At 59.7% G+C, this 16,818-nt stretch carries 18 protein-coding genes and 1 pseudogene; 7 read left to right on the top strand and 12 right to left on the bottom strand.

The genetic code is table 11. The features are described 5' to 3' along the window. Positions 1-108: 108 nt before the first annotated feature. Both ACN0RV_RS07590 and ACN0RV_RS07585 read right to left on the bottom strand, forming a co-directional pair. On the bottom strand, positions 109-1,986 hold the full coding sequence (locus ACN0RV_RS07590) for a hypothetical protein (RefSeq protein WP_417347029.1): 1,878 nt from the start codon (positions 1,984-1,986) through the stop codon (positions 109-111). Between the two features lie 125 nt (positions 1,987-2,111). Beyond that, complete coding sequence (locus tag ACN0RV_RS07585) at positions 2,112-3,134, bottom strand: AraC family transcriptional regulator ligand-binding domain-containing protein (protein WP_417347028.1); 1,023 nt, start codon at positions 3,132-3,134, stop codon at positions 2,112-2,114. A gap of 117 nt (positions 3,135-3,251) precedes the next feature. Between ACN0RV_RS07585 and ACN0RV_RS07580 the strand changes: the two genes are divergently transcribed. The 5 genes from ACN0RV_RS07580 (at position 3,252) to ACN0RV_RS07560 (ending at position 7,300) form a co-directional block, all read left to right on the top strand. Continuing rightward, on the top strand, positions 3,252-5,012 hold the full coding sequence (locus tag ACN0RV_RS07580) for an N-acyl-D-amino-acid deacylase family protein (protein ID WP_417347027.1): 1,761 nt from the start codon (positions 3,252-3,254) through the stop codon (positions 5,010-5,012). Next, positions 5,009-5,851: an SDR family NAD(P)-dependent oxidoreductase gene (locus tag ACN0RV_RS07575; RefSeq protein ID WP_417347026.1), complete on the top strand. Its 843-nt coding sequence runs from the start codon at positions 5,009-5,011 to the stop codon at positions 5,849-5,851. The genes ACN0RV_RS07580 and ACN0RV_RS07575 overlap by 4 nt, the downstream gene beginning before the upstream one ends. Positions 5,852-6,016: 165 nt before the next feature. Further along, positions 6,017-6,259 (top strand): nickel-binding protein, encoded by a 243-nt coding sequence (locus ACN0RV_RS07570; protein ID WP_286342417.1) that lies wholly within the window; start codon positions 6,017-6,019, stop codon positions 6,257-6,259. A 182-nt stretch (positions 6,260-6,441) separates the two neighbouring features. Next, the gene (locus tag ACN0RV_RS07565) at positions 6,442-6,732 is read left to right on the top strand and encodes a putative quinol monooxygenase (protein ID WP_417347025.1); all 291 of its coding nucleotides are present in this window, start codon (positions 6,442-6,444) and stop codon (positions 6,730-6,732) included. A 19-nt stretch (positions 6,733-6,751) separates the two neighbouring features. Next, the gene (locus tag ACN0RV_RS07560) at positions 6,752-7,300 is read left to right on the top strand and encodes a thioredoxin family protein (protein ID WP_417347024.1); all 549 of its coding nucleotides are present in this window, start codon (positions 6,752-6,754) and stop codon (positions 7,298-7,300) included. Positions 7,301-7,634: 334 nt separating this feature from the next. Here ACN0RV_RS07560 and ACN0RV_RS07555 read toward each other — a convergent pair whose 3' ends face one another. The 6 genes and pseudogenes from ACN0RV_RS07555 to ACN0RV_RS07530 all read right to left on the bottom strand — a co-directional run bounded on the left by ACN0RV_RS07555 (position 7,635) and on the right by ACN0RV_RS07530 (position 12,556). Then, complete coding sequence (locus ACN0RV_RS07555) at positions 7,635-8,135, bottom strand: lipocalin family protein (protein ID WP_417347023.1); 501 nt, start codon at positions 8,133-8,135, stop codon at positions 7,635-7,637. Positions 8,136-8,184: 49 nt separating this feature from the next. After that, positions 8,185-8,952, bottom strand: coding sequence for a glucose 1-dehydrogenase (locus ACN0RV_RS07550; protein WP_417347134.1), 768 nt, complete (start codon positions 8,950-8,952; stop codon positions 8,185-8,187). Positions 8,953-9,237: 285 nt separating this feature from the next. Then, positions 9,238-10,011, bottom strand: a pseudogene (locus ACN0RV_RS07545) (phosphotransferase family protein); the annotation flags it as partial. After that, positions 9,989-10,696 carry a TetR/AcrR family transcriptional regulator gene (locus ACN0RV_RS07540; protein WP_417347022.1) on the bottom strand — a complete coding sequence of 236 codons (708 nt, stop codon included), beginning with the start codon at positions 10,694-10,696 and terminating at the stop codon, positions 9,989-9,991. The gene ACN0RV_RS07540 and the pseudogene ACN0RV_RS07545, both read right to left, overlap by 23 nt. Continuing rightward, the gene (locus tag ACN0RV_RS07535; RefSeq protein ID WP_417347021.1) at positions 10,693-11,883 is read right to left on the bottom strand and encodes an acyl-CoA dehydrogenase family protein; all 1,191 of its coding nucleotides are present in this window, start codon (positions 11,881-11,883) and stop codon (positions 10,693-10,695) included. The genes ACN0RV_RS07540 and ACN0RV_RS07535 overlap by 4 nt, the downstream gene beginning before the upstream one ends. A 1-nt stretch (position 11,884) precedes the next feature. Beyond that, positions 11,885-12,556, bottom strand: coding sequence for a histidine phosphatase family protein (locus ACN0RV_RS07530; RefSeq protein WP_417347020.1), 672 nt, complete (start codon positions 12,554-12,556; stop codon positions 11,885-11,887). A 95-nt stretch (positions 12,557-12,651) separates the two neighbouring features. On the opposite strand from ACN0RV_RS07530, the gene ACN0RV_RS07525 reads away from it, so the two are divergent. Continuing rightward, positions 12,652-13,428: an SDR family NAD(P)-dependent oxidoreductase gene (locus tag ACN0RV_RS07525; protein WP_417347019.1), complete on the top strand. Its 777-nt coding sequence runs from the start codon at positions 12,652-12,654 to the stop codon at positions 13,426-13,428. Then, positions 13,429-14,511, top strand: coding sequence for a saccharopine dehydrogenase family protein (locus ACN0RV_RS07520; RefSeq protein ID WP_417347018.1), 1,083 nt, complete (start codon positions 13,429-13,431; stop codon positions 14,509-14,511). Here the strand turns inward: ACN0RV_RS07520 and ACN0RV_RS07515 are convergent. The 4 genes from ACN0RV_RS07515 to ACN0RV_RS07500 form a co-directional block, all read right to left on the bottom strand. Then, entirely contained in the window at positions 14,496-14,825 is a 330-nt protein-coding gene (locus tag ACN0RV_RS07515; protein ID WP_417347017.1) for a TM2 domain-containing protein, read from the bottom strand. The two genes, ACN0RV_RS07520 and ACN0RV_RS07515, sit on opposite strands and share 16 nt — an antisense overlap. A 163-nt stretch (positions 14,826-14,988) precedes the next feature. Further along, positions 14,989-15,288, bottom strand: coding sequence for a peptidylprolyl isomerase (locus ACN0RV_RS07510; protein ID WP_417347133.1), 300 nt, complete (start codon positions 15,286-15,288; stop codon positions 14,989-14,991). Between the two features lie 29 nt (positions 15,289-15,317). Further along, a complete protein-coding gene (corA, locus tag ACN0RV_RS07505; protein ID WP_417347016.1) occupies positions 15,318-16,265 on the bottom strand; it encodes a magnesium/cobalt transporter CorA in 948 nt (315 codons plus the stop codon). A 113-nt stretch (positions 16,266-16,378) separates the two neighbouring features. Then, positions 16,379-16,738, bottom strand: coding sequence for a hypothetical protein (locus ACN0RV_RS07500; RefSeq protein ID WP_417347014.1), 360 nt, complete (start codon positions 16,736-16,738; stop codon positions 16,379-16,381). Positions 16,739-16,818: the final 80 nt, after the last annotated feature.

The following is a 16,818-nucleotide window of genomic DNA, read 5'->3' as shown; positions in this document are numbered from 1 at the left end:
GTGGGAACTCTCTCTTATGCCGCGTGCGAGGCATTATATACCGACCCTTCCCTGACAATACTGGCAGATCTCATAGTGGCCCGCGACAGCTCGCCGCGGGCCCAGGGGTTAGTCCTCGTTTGGATGACAGGTCATGCAGGAGTAGGGATCGGGGAACACCCGGCTCATATCCCAATCGGAGTTCACCGAGCTCCATACCTTCTCATAGGGCTGGTAGTTGCCATCTTTATCCCTAGGCAGGGCATTGAGCTCGTTAGGATCGTTGTAAATCTTGTCGTTACTCTTGATCTGTTCCCCTTGATACAACCTGCGGGTGGAGGCGTCGCCGTGATGCTTGGGGGTGTTGCTCTCCCCGGCGTGGCACCAGAAACAGCGGGCGGTCTCTCCATGGCCCATCGGCGCACCGTTACTGCCGTGGCAGGTGGCACAGTAGTAGGGCTGAGTCTGATCAAAACCATCGGCGCTGTTCACCGGCCAGCTGTGACCGCCGTGCCCCATGGGCTGCTTCTGCTCATTATGACACTCGGTGCAGTCGGCGATGCCCCAGCCGAAGTGGCTGTCGGTGAGCAGCGGGCCATCCCCGGGCAGACGGAACGTCTGCAATGTCATGATGTCAGAGCCATCCTGTGCCTCGCTGAAGTCACGTTGGGCACTGGTTTTGCCGTTGTACTCCTCCATACCAAACAACTCGTAGTGACTCTTGAAGACCAGCATGGTGAACTGCACCGGCTGGTTCATCACCCAGGTGTCCGACATCATGTGCATGATGTTGCCGCCAAAGTTGGCGTTCCAGTCCAGACGGCAATGCTCCGGGTCCACCAGCAAATCCATGCCGCCGGTCTGAGGCGAGGAGAAGTTACACTGGGAGGTGGGGGAGAAGTCGCCGTGCACCGCCATGTCACCGTAGACGGTGGCCCAGCCGCGTCCCACCTCTGAGGCGATACCGTCCACCCGGAACAGCGCGAAGTGCTCCACCCGGGCACCCGTGGACAGCGATGGCCAGTAGTTGAACGCCACATCCAGGCCCGCATCTGCGGCGGAAAGGAAGATGTCCATCTTGGTGATCACCCCGGGCTGGAAGATGTCCGGCCGCATATTGTGAGCGGTGACCTCCAGATTGGGGATCACCAATGGTTTAGGCTCTCCCGGCTTCATGATCTGCAACTGGGGCAAAATCACCTTTCCGCCGCCCTGTTCCAGACGCGCCATCTCGCGCTGCTGCACCCAGTGGCGTCGTGCGGTCATCTCCGGGGAGAAGGGCTGGAAACGGATATTCATTTGCGGCTGCAGCCAGACCTGATCCAGGCGCTCATAGTGAGCTTCCCCCTGGGGCCCCAGGCCGGTAAGGGTGCCGTTGAGTTTGAGCAGCTCCCCCCCGTGATAACTGACGCGCCCGTGCCAGTGGGCCCCCTGAAAATTGGCGTAGATGTCGTTGTCCTGCTCGTCGAACACACCGTCACCGTTACGGTCCCAGGAAACCACGAAGTCATGGGTGTCACGGCCCGTCTGCTCCGGCCCCTGCACCTGCTCCAGCCTGAGATCGGCTCGGGTAACCGCCAGGTAGCGCAGGGCATCGAATACCGAGTAGTGGCCGTCGACAAAGATGTCGGGACGGGCACTGCCGGCACCCAGGCCGTCGGGATTGCTGCGCAGCACCCGGTCCATCTCCGCCGCCTGGACGATGATGGGAGTCTCCTTGGGGTTGTAGACGCCGTCGAGGTGAGCGTCGCGCTCATCGATGTGACCATCGCCATTGAGATCCCGTGCCGCATCACTCTGAAGCCAGTCCTTCAGCAGGTCCGGATAGCGTCCCAGATACACCTGGAACTGCCCCTCAAACACGGCCTGAGGGGTTACATCCAGTGTCAAGTATGGGGATTGGGGGGGCTTAGGCTGTGGCCCGGGAACCACAACATCGCCATCATCACTGCCGCAGCCGCCCAGCAGGGCAGCCAGCAGCAGCGCAGAAAGGGGGTATCTGCTCATCATCATATCTCTCGTTTTCCATTCTCGGCCCGATGCGGGCGTCAACGAGAGTAGGCGAGCACGCCAATGGCGCTACTAAGGGATCTGCCAGTGTTTTTCCACGGGCACCACCTCTGTGATGTACTTCAGATTGAATGGGGTGATTCACGCCGATTGGCGGAACGCCACGCCTGGGGCGACTCCCCCATCCGCCTCTTAAAGGCACGAGAGAAGGCGCTGAGATCGTGATAGCCAAGGATCTCCGCCAGCAGGGTCACTTCCATATTGCTGTAACGCAGGTGCCAGCAGGCAGACTGCATACGCAGCTCGCTGAGCAGGGTCCGAAACTCCGTCCCCTGGGCCTTCAACTGCCTCTGCAGAGTGCGGCGATTGAGCCCCAACAGACCGGCGACATGGTCAATATTGGCCTGGCCACTGCCCAGAGTCTGCTGTATCAGACCACCGACCTGGGCCACCCTCCCCTGCCCGTTCTCAGCAAGTCGCTGGCTCAGTTGCCGGGCCAACAGCTGACGCTCCCCGACCGGCGAACCGTGTAAGTTGCGTCGCAGGAAAGCCCCGGGAATCCACAGGGTGTCCTGGGGTTGGTTGAACATCACTTCGCAGCCAAAGTGGTCACGGTAGTATGGCCGTGGCGAGAGTGGTGCATGGGCAAAATCGACCCGGGCGGCACGAAAATCCGGTCCAATCAGGTCCTGGCACAGCCGGTAGCAGGCACTGATGGCCAGCTCCTTGTACTGGCGGGAATCGGTATCGCCGTGAAAGTTGTCGAACCGGTGGATGGCCAGCAACTGACCGTGGAGGCGGTGGTCCCAGTACTCCGACTGGTTATGAAACGCCATCAGGCTGCGCACCGCCTTGAGGGCCTGTTCCGGGGTGTCACACCGACGAAGCACCATGCCCAGTTCACCCAACATGGTCAGGTCCTGGCGGGCACCCAGCCTGAGTCCCAACTCAGGACAACAGAGCTGAGCGGCGCAGTGTTCCAACAACCTGGCCAGCTCCTCAATGTCCATGGTCTGCTCGCTGTGAAGCTGCTCTGCGGTTAGTCCGAAATCCGCCAGCAATCCTTGAGCACGCCCCCCCAGCTCCTCAATCAGGCGATCGAGCCCCACCAGGGCGCTGACTCTAATGCGAAACCCGTCTGTCATGCCTTTTCTCCCTGTGAGCAATCATCATCCAACCCTTGTCACCAAATGACAAGCGACAAAGTGAGAATGGGAGTAGGATGCATTTCTATAGGGATACTGCTTAAGGAGCAGGCAACCATGGCTGAGTACGATTTTCTGATTCGACGGGGGCGCTACTTTGACGGCAGCGGCAGCCCCTCCTTCATCGCCGATGTCGCCATCACTGATGGGCGCATTGCCAGGGTCAGCGCCGACCCGTTGGCCAAAGCATCGGCCGCCAGGGTGTTCGACGCAGAAGGCAAATGGATCACGCCCGGCTTTATCGATACCCACACCCACTACGACGCCGAACTCCTGGTCAGCCCCAGCCTGTCCGAATCGGTGCGCCATGGCGTCACCACGGCTCTGGTAGGCAGCTGCTCCCTGAGCATGATCTGCAGCGACTACGAGGACGCATCCGACATCTTTACCCGAGTGGAGACCGTGCCCCGGGAGAAGGTGCTGCCCATCCTCAAGGAGAAGAAGTGCTGGAAGACACCGAAACAGTGGCTGGCACACATCGATGCCCTGCCCCTGGGGCCCAACCTCATCAGCTTCCTCGGCCACAGCGACCTTCGAGCCAGCGTCATGGGCCTTGAGCGCGCCACCGACCATGGCATCACCCCGACCGAGAGTGAGATGCAGGCGATGGAGGCCTTGCTGGAAGAGGCCTTGCAGGCAGGCTTTCTTGGACTGTCCACCATGCGCCTGAAGTGGGACAAGATAGACGGCGACCGCGCCTGGTCCCGCAGCCTGCCCAGCACCTATGCCAAATGGCGGGAGATCGCCCGCCTGAACCAACTGGTGCGCCGCTATGGCCGGGTGCACCAAGGGGCGCCCAATGCGGCCACGCCACTGCGTATCTTCGATTACGTCAAAGAGAGTCTCGGCTGGTGGCGCAAACCCCTTAAGACCACCCTCATCAGTCAGATGGATCTCAAGGGCAGCCGTTACCTGACCAACCTCACCAAGCTGACCTCCCGCTTCACCAACCTGCTCAGGGGAGACTTTCGCTGGCAGGTGCTGCCCACTCCCTTCACCGTCTACGCCGACGGCATCGATGTGGTGTTCTTCGAGGAGTTCGGCGCCGGAGAGATGGCCCTGGACCTCAAGGACCAGGTGGAGCGCAACGCCCTGCTCAAGGATGAGGCTTACCGGCGGGACTTTCGCAAGTTCTACGGTGAAAAGCTCAGCCCCAGGGTGTGGCAGCGGGATCTGGGGGACGCCACCATCATTGACTGCCCGGACAATGCTCTGGTAGGCCGCAACTTTCAACAGGTCGCCACAGACCGCGGCATCCATGTGGTGGATCTCTTCCTAGACCTGGTGGTGGCATATGGCAACAAGCTGCGTTGGTACACCACGGTGGCCAACCACAGGCCCCAGGTGCTGAAGAAACTGGTCAGCGATCCTCACGCCATCATCAGCTTCAGCGACGCCGGCGCCCACATCCGCAATATGGCCTTCTATAACCTGCCCCTGCGCATGCTCAAACTGGTGAAAGAAGCCATCGACCAGGAGCAGCCTGTGATGACTCTGGAGCAGGCGGTATGGCGCCTCACCGGTGAACAGGCCCAGTGGCTGGGGGTGGACGCCGGCAGCATCAAAGAGGGGGACAGAGCCGACCTGGTGGTGCTGGCCCCGCAAGGGCTGGATCAGGATCTGGAGTCGGTCAGTTGGGGCGAGATGGAGAACTTCGGCCTTCAGAGGCTGGTCAACCGCAATCCCGGCATCGTCCGGCAGGTGTTCATCAATGGCAAACTGGCTGTGGACGATGAGGCTGTGCAACCTGAGCTTGGCAAAAAGCCCGGCTTTGGCCGCTTTCTCCCCGCCGACCAAGTTCAAGGAGGCCAAGCATGAGTGATGCAAAGCCTCAACTGGTACTGATCACCGGAGCCTCCAGCGGCATCGGGCTGGATCTGGCCAAGGCCTATGCCGCCAGGGGCTGGAGCATTGCCCTGCTGGCCCGAAATCCCAAGAGACTGGAGAGTGCCCAGAAGGAGTGCCGCCGTCTGACCATCGATAGCAATCAGAGCTTTGAAAGCTACGAAGTCGACGTTGCCGACGCCGCATCAGCCTACGGCCATCGGCAGCAGGTCGAAGACCGCCAGGGGGTACCCGACCTGCTGATCCTCAGTGCCGGCATCGTCCAGAGCATCCCCTTCATGGAGCAGAGTGATGAGGAGTTTGACGCCATCCTGGGCACCAACCTTCTGGGGTGTCGGCGCCTGGCCAAGGCCTGGCTGCCGCAGATGGTGGCGCGTGGTCGCGGCCAGATCTGCTTTGTCAGCTCCCTGGCCGGCTTTATCGCCCCCTATGGCTACTCCGGCTACAGTGCCAGCAAGTTTGCCCTGCAGGGGATGGCCGGGGCACTGAAACAGGAGGTACACGCCTTAGGCATCGATGTCTCGGTGCTGTGTCCCCCCGAGGTGGATACCCCTATGGTGGCCCAGGAGCGCACCTACATCAGCCCGGTAGCCAGGCTACTGAAAGATCTTGGCGGCACATTGCAGGTGGATGCGGTCACCCGAGCGACCCTCAGCGGGCTCGAGAGGCGGCAGTTTCTGATCATCCCTGGTTTTCAGGCTAAACTCACCTATCACTTTGCCCGGTTGTGTCCCGGCCTGTTTGGCTGGGCGATGCAACACGTTGTGGACTGGGCCAGGGAGCGACATAGTCGGCAGCACAAAGCAGGATAAAAGGGGCGTTAGGGCACAGGCCAATGCCGACGGTGGCGGCTATCTGTCCTATCCTTTGATAGGTTGAATCCCGTTCCGCAATCGTGAGCCAAGGTGGCCACTCAGGCGCTTCCACTGAAGCCAAAGTCGGTGGCCTCTCATCCAGAAGGACGAAGGAGACAACGTATGCCCAAGTTCATCGACACTCACCCTATGGAGCCCTTTACCGAGCAGCAACTGAGAGATCTGCAGAATGCACCGGCAGACGAATTTGGTGTCACCCACCACGACATCCTGTTCAGCAAGAAGGACAACCTGATCTACTGCGTGCTGGAGGCCCCCAACGCCGAAGCCATTCACAAACACCATGCCAAGGCTGGCATCTCCTGTGACTGGATTCGTGAAGTGGAATCCACCCGCTCGAAATGACCGACGCACAATGGCCGGTGCCTTGGATAGGCCCGGCCACTTAGAATCCATCCTTATTCAGCGCCTGTAGAACTGCGCTGTATTCTTTAGATTCTTTTAATAGTGCTTCAATCGCTGGCCACTTTAACCCAATGAACAAGGTGCTACGCTTGAGGTCCTACACAGTGCCAAGGACAACAACCATGACCAAGCTGACCATAGTCGCCCACATCAAAGCCAATGCCGACAAGATTGAGCTGGTAAAATCCGAACTGCTTAAGCTTATCGCCACCACCCGCGCCGAAGCCGGCTGCATCAACTACGACCTGCATCAGGACAATGACAACCCGGCGCACTTCCTGTTTTTCGAAAACTGGGCATCTCGAGAGGCGTGGCAGGACCACATGGCCAACGATCACCTTAAGGCATACCTGACCGCGGTCGAAGGCGCCGTCGAAAGCTTCACCGTTCATGAGATGACTCAGATTGGCTAACAGCCCACAGGAGCTTGATATGCTACTGGACACCCCTGTCTGCAATTTTGGTTGGAAGGCCCCGGACTTCACCCTGAGCGACCCCCACGGCATCCCCTTTACCCTGAGTGACCACCTTGGCAGCAAGGGGCTGTTGGTGATCTTTATCTGCAACCACTGCCCCTATGTAAAACGGATCGCCCATCGGCTTGCCGCAGACACCAGGCAACTGATGAAAGAGGGGATTAACGTGGTGGCGGTGATGTCCAACGATTACCGGGATTACCCGGAGGATGCGCCACAAAAGATGGTGGAGTTTGCCAGGAAACACGACTTTCCCTTCCTCTACCTGGTGGACGAGAATCAGGCGGTGGGCAAGGCGTTTGACGCCATCTGTACGCCAGACTTCTTCGGCTTCAATGCCCGTGGGGAGCTGCAGTACCGGGGACGGCTGGACAACGCCAAGATGGGCGACGACACAGACCGAACCCCCGAGTTGCTCAACGCCATGCGAATGATTGCCCAGACCGGCAACGGCCCACAGCAGCAACACCCCAGCATGGGGTGCTCCATCAAGTGGCACACCTGAGCGACGCAGGCTTCGGGCAGGGAGCCTCGGCTACACTTAACTGGAGTCGCAGGTGCATCCACACCTGCCCAGCGTGGGAGATTATCATGACGAAAGACGGTCGCCCGAAAGAGAGTGGCCCGAAGGGCGGGCCCAAAGATTACGCCAACCACCCTGGCCATGGGCCAGGCGGAAGCTGGCCGAGCAAGTCCGGACATCCCTCCAGTGGGGGTAAAGGAAACCGGGGCAAGTAATCCCTTTAATTGTTAGGCGATAACCAACAAGCCAACCCAAGGCTCCGGGATAACCCGGGTTCTGGTTGGCTTTTCACACTCTTTACGCGTTCATGTCTAATTCAATTGATGATCAAGTCACCCAGGCTGAACCCCAGTTCCCTGGCGCGTGACCTGAACCGGGTCATCACCTCCTCGGTGACTTCTGGTGTGCGTGCCAGCAGCCACAGATACTCCCGGCTGGGCCCACTGACGAAGGCGTGTTGATACTCCGGGTCCAACTCAAACACCACATAGGCCCCGAAGAAGGGGCCAAAGAAAGAGACCTTGAGGTGGGCCACACTGGACTCGCCCACAGGATAGGCCCGGCCGATGGCCTCGCTTACCTCGCCGGTCTCTTCACGAATGCCGCGGTTGACCACATGGATACCACCATCCCCTCGCAACGAGTAGTCGGCGGTCACATCTCTGAGGCCACGCTCGAAGCTGTGATCCAGCCTGGCCACCTCATACCAGGTACCCAGGTAACGGTTGATGTCAAACTTCGATACTGGAGTAACTCCATCAGGCGCCGAGGTGCAACCGTTTATCAGCAGGACAAAAATCAGGAATAACCGCTTCATAGTACTCTCCTTTCAGACCTGTCTGATACGTGCTCACACGCTTAAAGGATCAGGCCAGGTAGCCGCCATCCACCGGCAACTCGATGCCGGTGATGTAGGCCGCCGCATCGGACGCCAGGAACAGGAAGGCGGGGGCAATCTCGGCGGGCTGCGCCGCCCTGCCCTGGGGAATCAGCCCCAGGATCTGCTGCAGCAGCGCCGGATTGTCCGTCAATGCCGACGCAAACTTGGTCTCCGTTAATCCCGGCAGGACCGCATTCACCCGGATATTGTAGCGGGCGCACTCCTTGGCAAAGGCAGCGGTCATGCTGTTCACCGCCGCCTTGGTGATGGAGTAGATCCCCTGCCCTGGCGCCGGAATGCGGCCATTGACCGAGGCGGTGTTGATGATTACCCCACCCCCCTGCTCTCGCATCCTCTGGCCCGCCAACTGGGCAAACTGGAAGTATCCGGCCAGATTCACCTCGATGGTTTTCGCCATCGCCTCTCTGGGGGTATCCAGAATGTGGCCAAAATAGGGGTTGGCCGCCGCGTTGTTCACCATGATATCCAGTCGGCCATACTCGGCGTCGATACGCTCAAACAGCTGCTGCATCTGGGCAGTGTCACCGCCATGACAGGCAATCGCCCTGGCGTCACCACCGCTTTCACGGATGTCCGCAGCCACCACCTCCAGGGCATCCTGATCCCGACTGGAGAGGATCACCTTGGCACCATGGGCCGCGTACAAGCGGGCCACCGCCTCGCCAATGCCCCGACTGGCGCCGGTAACCAGCGCCACCCGGCCCTCAAGGGAGAGCAGGCCGCTGCCTTCAATCTTTTGCAACAACGCCGGACGCCCGGCCACCTGCTCCACTTCATCAATCTCTGCCGCCGCCCTGTCCATCAGTACCGCGGCCATCTCACCAAATCGGGCGAAGGCGGGGTGTTTGCGGCTGCCCTCCACATAGCGATACCAGATCTGCTGGACAATCACCGCCAGGCGGAACAGGCCAAAGACGTAGTAGTAGGCGAACCCACTGACATCCAGACCTGTCTGCTCACCGTAGTAGGCCACCAGTTGGCGACGGCTCCACATTCCCGGCAGATGGGTCGGCATCTGTCTGAGCATCTTCAGCTCTGGCGGGTCCCCCGCCTCCACCCAGTAGGCCATGGAGCATCCCAAGTCCATCAGGGGGTCGCCCACAGTGGCCATCTCCCAGTCGAGTACCGCACGGATCTCGGTGGGATCCTCGGGGCTCAGCACCAGGTTGTCGAACTTGAAATCGTTGTGGATCACCGCCTGGCCAGACTCCGGCGGACGGTTCTGTGCCAACCACCTCATGACCCGCTCTCCGCCCCGGGCACCCGGTGTCAGGGCGCTGCGATAGCGCTCACTCCAGCCATTGACCTGGCGCTCCACATAGCCCTGTGGCTTGCCCAGATCCGCCAGGGGCGTGCCGTCGATGGGCAGGCTGTGGAGTTTCACCAGGGTATCCATCATCGTTTGGCACAAGGCAGACGCCTGGCTTTTGGCCAGCCCCAGGTTATCCGGCAAACTGCGCCTTAAGATGACGCCCGGCTCATAACTCATCAGGAAGAAGGGGTACCCCAGAACCTGATCATCCTGACAGCTGTGGAGCACCTGAGGCACCTGGGAAAAATGGCTCGCCACCGCAGAGAGCATCCGCGCCTCCCGGCCCATGTCATGGGCGGTGGCCGCCTTGGTGCCCGGAGGGGGCATGCGCAGCACTATGGTGCGTTCCGAGCACTCCAGCTTGAAACTCAGGTTGGAGGCACCCCCTTCGAAGGGGGTGACCGACGCCAGTTCCCCCAACTGGGGGAGATGCTGTGCCAGATAGGCGCGCAGGGCTTCAAGGTTGAGGAATTGGGTCATTGCTGGTCTCTCCATGACACAGTAGTTGAACTCGATTGAGCAGGTAGTCGGTATAGGCATCCACACTGACACCGGCTTTACGAAAATGGCTTCGTCGCAGGTACCAGCCCTGCAACAGGTGCTTAAGCAAGCCTACGGCGATCACCGGTTGCTCCACCTTCCCCAGCTGCATCAGGCTTCGGTGCAGCTCATCATCCACCTGTTCACTCAAGGCCAGCGCCTCCCGGCGAAGGGTGTCGCTCTGATGGCGGGCCTCCATATAGGTGAAGTAAAACCAGGGTTGCATCAGTTCACTCAGGTAGAGGTGATAGCGGCAAATCGCCTGAAGTTGCTGCTCCTGGGGCAAGGCTCGAATCATCGGCAGCAGCACCCGTTCGAACTGAACCCGAATGAAGCGGTGAATGGAGGCGGCCAGCGCCTCCTTGCTGTCGAAGTAGCCGTAGAGTCCCCCAAGGCTGAGACCGCTTGCCTCGCTGAGCTGACGCAGGGTCATGGCATGGAACCCCTTAAGGTTCGCCAACTCAAAGGTGGCATTGATGATGGCCGCCAGCCTGGCATCGGTGCGCTTGGGGTTCTTCTGGTTCAGTTGGGGCAGACAATGTTCCCGAAAGCTCTGCCACACACCGTCAGGCTGCCACTGCAGTTGCCGCCGAAACTGCTCCAGAGAGCAGGAGATGTCACTCATCGATGCGCCCTGAGCAGATGCTTGGCGGCGGTCAGTTTGTGCACCTCATCGGGGCCATCATAGATGCGAGCAGCCCGCTCCTCCCGATAGAGGAAGGCCAGTATGGTGTCGTCGGTCACGCCCAGCCCGCCGTGAAGCTGGACCGCTGAATCCACCACCTGCTGGAGCATGCGCGCGGTGTGGAACTTGATCATGGCGATCTCTGCCCGCACCATTGCAAAGTCCTCCCTGTCCACCTGCCAGGCGGTGTGCAGGACAAACCAGCGTGCGGCGCGGTGTGCCGCTGCGGCTTCCGCCAGCATCCCCTGAGCCAGGGGCTGCTCTCCCAGAGTCTTCTGACCGGTGATCGCCCGCTGATTCAGGTAGCCTATGGTCTCATCCAGCGCCCGCTGAGCCAGCCCCAGCCAACGCATGCAGTGGTGTATCCGCCCCGGGCCCAACCTGGCCTGAGCCAGGGCAAACCCCTGCCCCGCCTTGCCCAGCAAGGCATCCGCTGGCAGTTTCACATCGTCGAACAGCATCTCGGCATGACTGAAGGGCCCCTGGCCCTCTCCGCCCATGACTGAGATGTTGCGGATGCGGCTCACACCGGGGGCGTCCATGGGCACCAGCAACATGGACGCCTGCTGGTGAGGCGGTGCTTCCGGGTGGGTCTTCGCCATCACTATGGCGAATTCGGCCCCCTCGGCGGCTGTGGTAAACCACTTGTGGGCGTTCAGGTGCCAGCGCTCGCCATCGAACTCCGCTTCACTGTTCATCATCAGCGGATTGGAGCCGGCCAATTGACGCTCTGTCATGGCGAAGCAACTGCGAATCTCCCCTTTCGCCAAAGGCTCCAGATAACGGCTGCGCTGTTCGGCTGTGCCGCAGTGGAGCAGCAACTCGGCATTGCCCGCATCCGGCGCCTGACAGCCAAAGGCAAAGTGCCCCAGGGGCGAGTAGCCCAGAATCTCGGCCAGTTGAGCGAACTCCAGGAGCGACAGCCCCATGCCGCCCAGCTCGGTGGGCAGGTGCGGCGCCCACAGTCCAAGTTCCCGAACGCTCTGGCGCACCTCCTCCAACTCTCCCATCAGGGTGCCGTAGTCGTGACTGAGCAGCAGGGGCTCCAAAGGGATCAATTGCTCCCGAATCAGGGAGGAGGCTTCGTTACAAGCGGTTTTCAGACCGGGCGAGAGGGAAAAATCCATATTACCTCCATGTCAGCATATCCTGTCGGCGCAAGTGGCCGTTTACATTGAATGCCTGCAACTGCCACTGCCCACGGGCATAGCGCAGGTGGGTTATACTACAGTTATTAACTTGGTGAATAAGTTCAGCCATATGAGAGGCTTGAGCGCCAAGGGCCTCCCCGGCAACCAGGCTGATGACACCGCCGCTGGTCACCGCCAGGGTGGGCTTGCTGCCCTGATGGTGCTCGGCAATGGCCTCGAGGACCCGATGTCTGAACTGACTGAAGCTCTCTCCTTCACGCTGACCATGATCGGCGATCCAGACCCTGAGGGCTTCACTCATCAGAGGCAGGAAGTAGCGCATATCCTGACTGGCTTCCTTTGGGGTCAGGGACAACCCCAATCGCTCACAGGCTGCCGGCCAGTAGAGGGGAATCAGCTCCATGATATCCAACTCGTTGAATCCCGGGTCCTGCCGGTCGGTAGAGGTAAACCCTCCGCCCTGGCACAAGCCTGCCAGGGTCTGGCGCTGGCGTTTGAGGCTGCCGCTCACCAGGGTGGCATCAGACAGGTTCCACCCCGCCAGCTCCTCACCCAGGCAGAGGGCCTGGCGTTGTCCCAGTTCGCTCAGTTGGTCGTAATCCGGGCTGCCGAACATCGCCTGGCCGTGACGGAGCAGATAAAGATCCATAAGCAGTTTCCGAGATGAGACTTGTTTTCACCCTACAAGCTGTTTAGTTTATCGTCAATATCGAACGAACGTTCGTTTTTACCAGGAGGTATCTGATGAACAAGGAGTGGTTAATCACCGGAGCCACCGGAGGATTGGGACAAGAGTTGGCCAGACTGGGGCAGGACCAGGGGGCCAGACTGTGGCTGCTGGACCGGGACGCCGATGCGCTGGCTTCTCTGAAAGAGGAGTTGGGTGAGCACCACCTGACACTGGCCGGCGACCTGACGGACACCGATTATTTTCATGCCTTGCAATCATTGATGGAGGAGCACCAGCCCGGCTTCGATTGGGTGTTCAATAATGCCGGCATCGCCTCAGGGGGACGGTTCGAGTCCCTGCCGGACAGCGAATGGCAACGTTGTCTGGAGATCAACCTGATGGCGGCCGTTCGCCTGTGCCGCACCGTCAGTGGCGCCATGACTCCAGGCAGTCACCTGGTCAACATCGCCTCCATGGCCGCCCTGGCCAACGCCCCCTCCATGGCCACCTATAACGTGTCCAAGGCAGCCCTGGTCAGCCTCAGTGAAACCCTGAGGCTGGAGTGGCACAACCGCAATGTGGGGGTGCATGTGGTCTGCCCCGCCTTCTTCCCCAGCCCTCTGCTGGAGTCACTCAACCCCCAGGGCGTCAACATGGCCAAGGTAGCGAGCAAACTGATGGCACGCTCTGAGCTGAGCGCCGCCGATGTGGCCGACTACATTGTACAGCGGGCCCGTAAAGACGAGTTCTTGATTCTGCCCCATCGCAAATCCCGTCAGGCCTGGTGGCTGAAACGCTGGTTGCCGGAACACTTCTTCAATCTGATTTTGCGCCAGGCGCAGGGAGCCTAGATGACCAACCTCAAATGGATGATATATGGAGCCAATGGCTACACCGGAGAGCTGATCGCCCGGGAGGCAGTGAAGCGAGGACTGAGCCCCATACTGGCCGGCAGAAGCGCCGAAAAGATTCGTCCCCTGGCCAATGAACTCGGCCTGGAATGCCGCAGTTTCTCTCTGGAGCAGATCCGCGCCGATGCCCTGGGTGATGTCGGCCTGGTGTTGCACTGTGCCGGCCCCTTCTCCGCCACCGCCGAGCCGATGATGCAGGCTTGCCTCAGGTATGGCTGTCACTATCTGGACATCACCGGAGAGGTGGAGGTGTTTGAGCGCGCTGCCGCCCTGGACGACAGGGCGCGAACTGCAGGAATCGTGCTGATTCCCGGAGTGGGGTTTGACGTTATCCCCACCGACTGTCTGGCGGCCCGTCTGAAAGCCGCCCTACCGGACGCCAATCACCTGGCCCTGGGGTTTGACAGTCGCTCCGGCTTCTCGCCGGGGACGGCCAAGACGTCGGTGGAAGCACTGCCCCAGGGCAGCATGGTTCGCCGCAAGGGCAAACTGGTGAAGACACCACTGGCAACCTACACCCGTACCATCGCCTTCGGCCATGAACCCAAGATGGCGGTGGCTATCCCCTGGGGGGACGTGTCCACCGCCTGGCACAGCACTGGCATCGACAATATAGAGGTGTATATCCCCATGTCACCGAGGAAGATCGCCCAGTTGAAGCGAATGAATCTGTTCAGAGGCGTACTGGGCTGGTCATGGGTACAGCGACTGATCAAGAGTCGCATCGAGCGGGATCTGAAAGGCCCCAGCGACAGCCAGAGGCAGCGCCATACCACCTGGGTATGGGGCGAGGTGCGTAACGCCAAGGGCGAGTATGTTGAGGGGCGGGTGCACACCGCCAACGGCTATGACGTCACCGTCAGCGGAGCCCTCGCGGTCACCGAGCACCTGCTCGCACAAGCAGATGCCAGCGGCTACCACACGCCCTCAACCCTGATGGGTTGGGCTCTGGTGGAGCAGTTGCCCGGCAGCGGCACCATTGAGCTCTGCCCCAGGGACGAGGCGCGTCAGCCGGCGGCCTGACGCAAGCGGAACTGGAACTGCTGGGTATTCATCCTGAAGGTGCGCACCGCTTCCATTACGCTCAGAGCGGTGGGCACCAGGGTCCAGCAGAACGCCAGATAGAGGGTGCCCTTGATGTGCTGTCCCAGGTAGAACTTGTGGGCACCCAGGCCGCCCAACAACAAACTGAGCCAGGCGGTCAGGCGACGACTCTTGGGCATCACCAGGGGATCCACCCCACTGAAGGCTTCCATATGCTGACCGGCACCACATTCGCCGCACACAATGTCAGACAGTTGTACTCTCTGGCCACATTGACCACAACTTAGTTTCATCTTGCTATCCCCTAGCTACCGCCTTGATGAGGCCAGCATTATGCGTACAAGTGTACGCTGAGATCCAGGTTCAGGATCACACTTCTGATCTTTATTCGCACAGGAATTTACCGCAAAAACCACAAAGCCCGCCAGATGGCGGGCTTTCTCCACAAGCTCAGGATCAGCTGCGGTAGAGGGTCTGAATCAGGTGATAGCCAAACTTGGTCTTAACCGGGCCATGCACTTCCAGCACCGGCTTCTTGAAGACGACGTTATCGAACGCCTTCACCATCTGGCCCGGGGCAAACTCACCCAGGTCTCCCTGGCGACGCTTGGAGGGGCACAGGGAGTGCTTCTTCGCCAGTTGGCCGAAGTCCGCGCCTTTGGCGATCATCTGCTTCAGTTTCAGGGCTTCCTGTTCTGTCTTTACCAGGATATGTCGTGCCGAGGCTCTGGCCATGATGCGCTCCATCTGAAAAATTTGGGCGGCATTGTAGCCCAGCCCCGCAACTACAGCCAGCCCTTGCGCTTAAAGAACCAGTAGGTGCCTACGGCACTGGACAGCATCAGTCCCAGGGCCAGGGGGTAACCAATCTCCCAGCGCAGCTCAGGCATAGAGATAAAGTTCATTCCATAGATGGAGGCGATCAAGGTCGGTGGCAGGAACACCACGGCGGCAACCGAGAAGATCTTGATGATCTTGTTCTGCTGCAAACTGGTGAAGCCCATGGCCGCATCCAATAGGAAGTTGATCTTGTCGAACAGGAACTGGGTGTGGGGCAGCAGGGATTCGATGTCGGACAGCATCTCTTTGACGTCCTTAATCTCCTCCTCTTGCAGGTGGCGACGATAATAACGCTGCATGAAGCGCAGACCCCGCTGGGTATCCAGCAGAGCCAGACGAATCTTACCGTTTCCATCCTCCTGCAGGGTGATCTGCTTGAACACCTCGTCCAGCTTGTCGTTATCAAACACCTCTTCGGACAACTCATCCAGTACGGTGTAGACATCCTCCAGCTGATCCGACAGGTAATCCACCTTCAAGTTGAACAGCTCCACCAGCAGGGCTTCTGGGCGGTCCGCCTCCACCCTGCCCAGACGCAGGTAGTTGCGCATCAGACGAATCAGGCCCACATCCTCTTCACGAATGGTAAACAGGCGGCTGGGCTGAACCAGGAAGAAAACGTTGATGGCTCGGACCTCATGGCCCACCCGCTGCGGAAACAGGGAGTTGATGTGCAGTCCGTCGTTATCCAGATAGAAACGCGCAGAGGCCTCAATCTCGTTGATGTCCTCTTCGTCCGGGGCCTCTTCATACAGGTAACGCGACAACCACTGACGCTCATCGTCGTCGGGGCGAAACAGATCGATCCACAGGGTGTGGTCAGGGATGCCATCCTCGACACCAAGTTCCCGGGTTTCCCACACATCGTTACGTAGAATGTAGGCGGTGATCATTGGGAGCTCTCCTTGGAGATCGTTTTTGTTCTTTGGCGAAGATAATACAGACTTGTTGCCAAAATAAAACGGGGCAACGAAAACCGTTGCCCCGTAAGTTTAAATCTTAGTCATTATTCTATTGGAGAAATTTCCATGCGCTCGGTACTGCCCAACTCCACATAGAGGCCATCGCGAGTGGTAAAGTGTCTTCCGTCCAGATCCTTTCGATACACTTCGTAGAGGGTTTCACTCTGGTGTTCTGCATCGATAATGCGTATCTGCAAAATCTGCTGTCCCTGATACCACTGCCAACCGGAGAAAGCCGCCGCCACCAGCATTACCACTCCGGCGATGGCAGGCGCCAGAAAACGCAGCCAGCTGGATGCCATGGAGGGGAGTTCGGCATCCCGCTTACGCTCGGGGGCGCGCCTCTTGGTCCCCATAAGCACCACGGTAATCACCAGCAGGGTGACCAGAATCTTGGTCAGCATCGATACTCTACTCCAGCAAAAGGGCCCACCCAGGATTGAAGGTCGGCCCCATAATCTTTGCCGGGCAGTATAGCCCGGCC

The organism is Ferrimonas sp. (genome assembly GCF_048263965.1).
Taxonomy (GTDB): domain Bacteria; phylum Pseudomonadota; class Gammaproteobacteria; order Enterobacterales; family Shewanellaceae; genus Ferrimonas.
The sequence above is the reverse complement of the archived record's forward strand: the minus strand, read 5'-3'. Positions and strand labels throughout refer to the sequence as shown.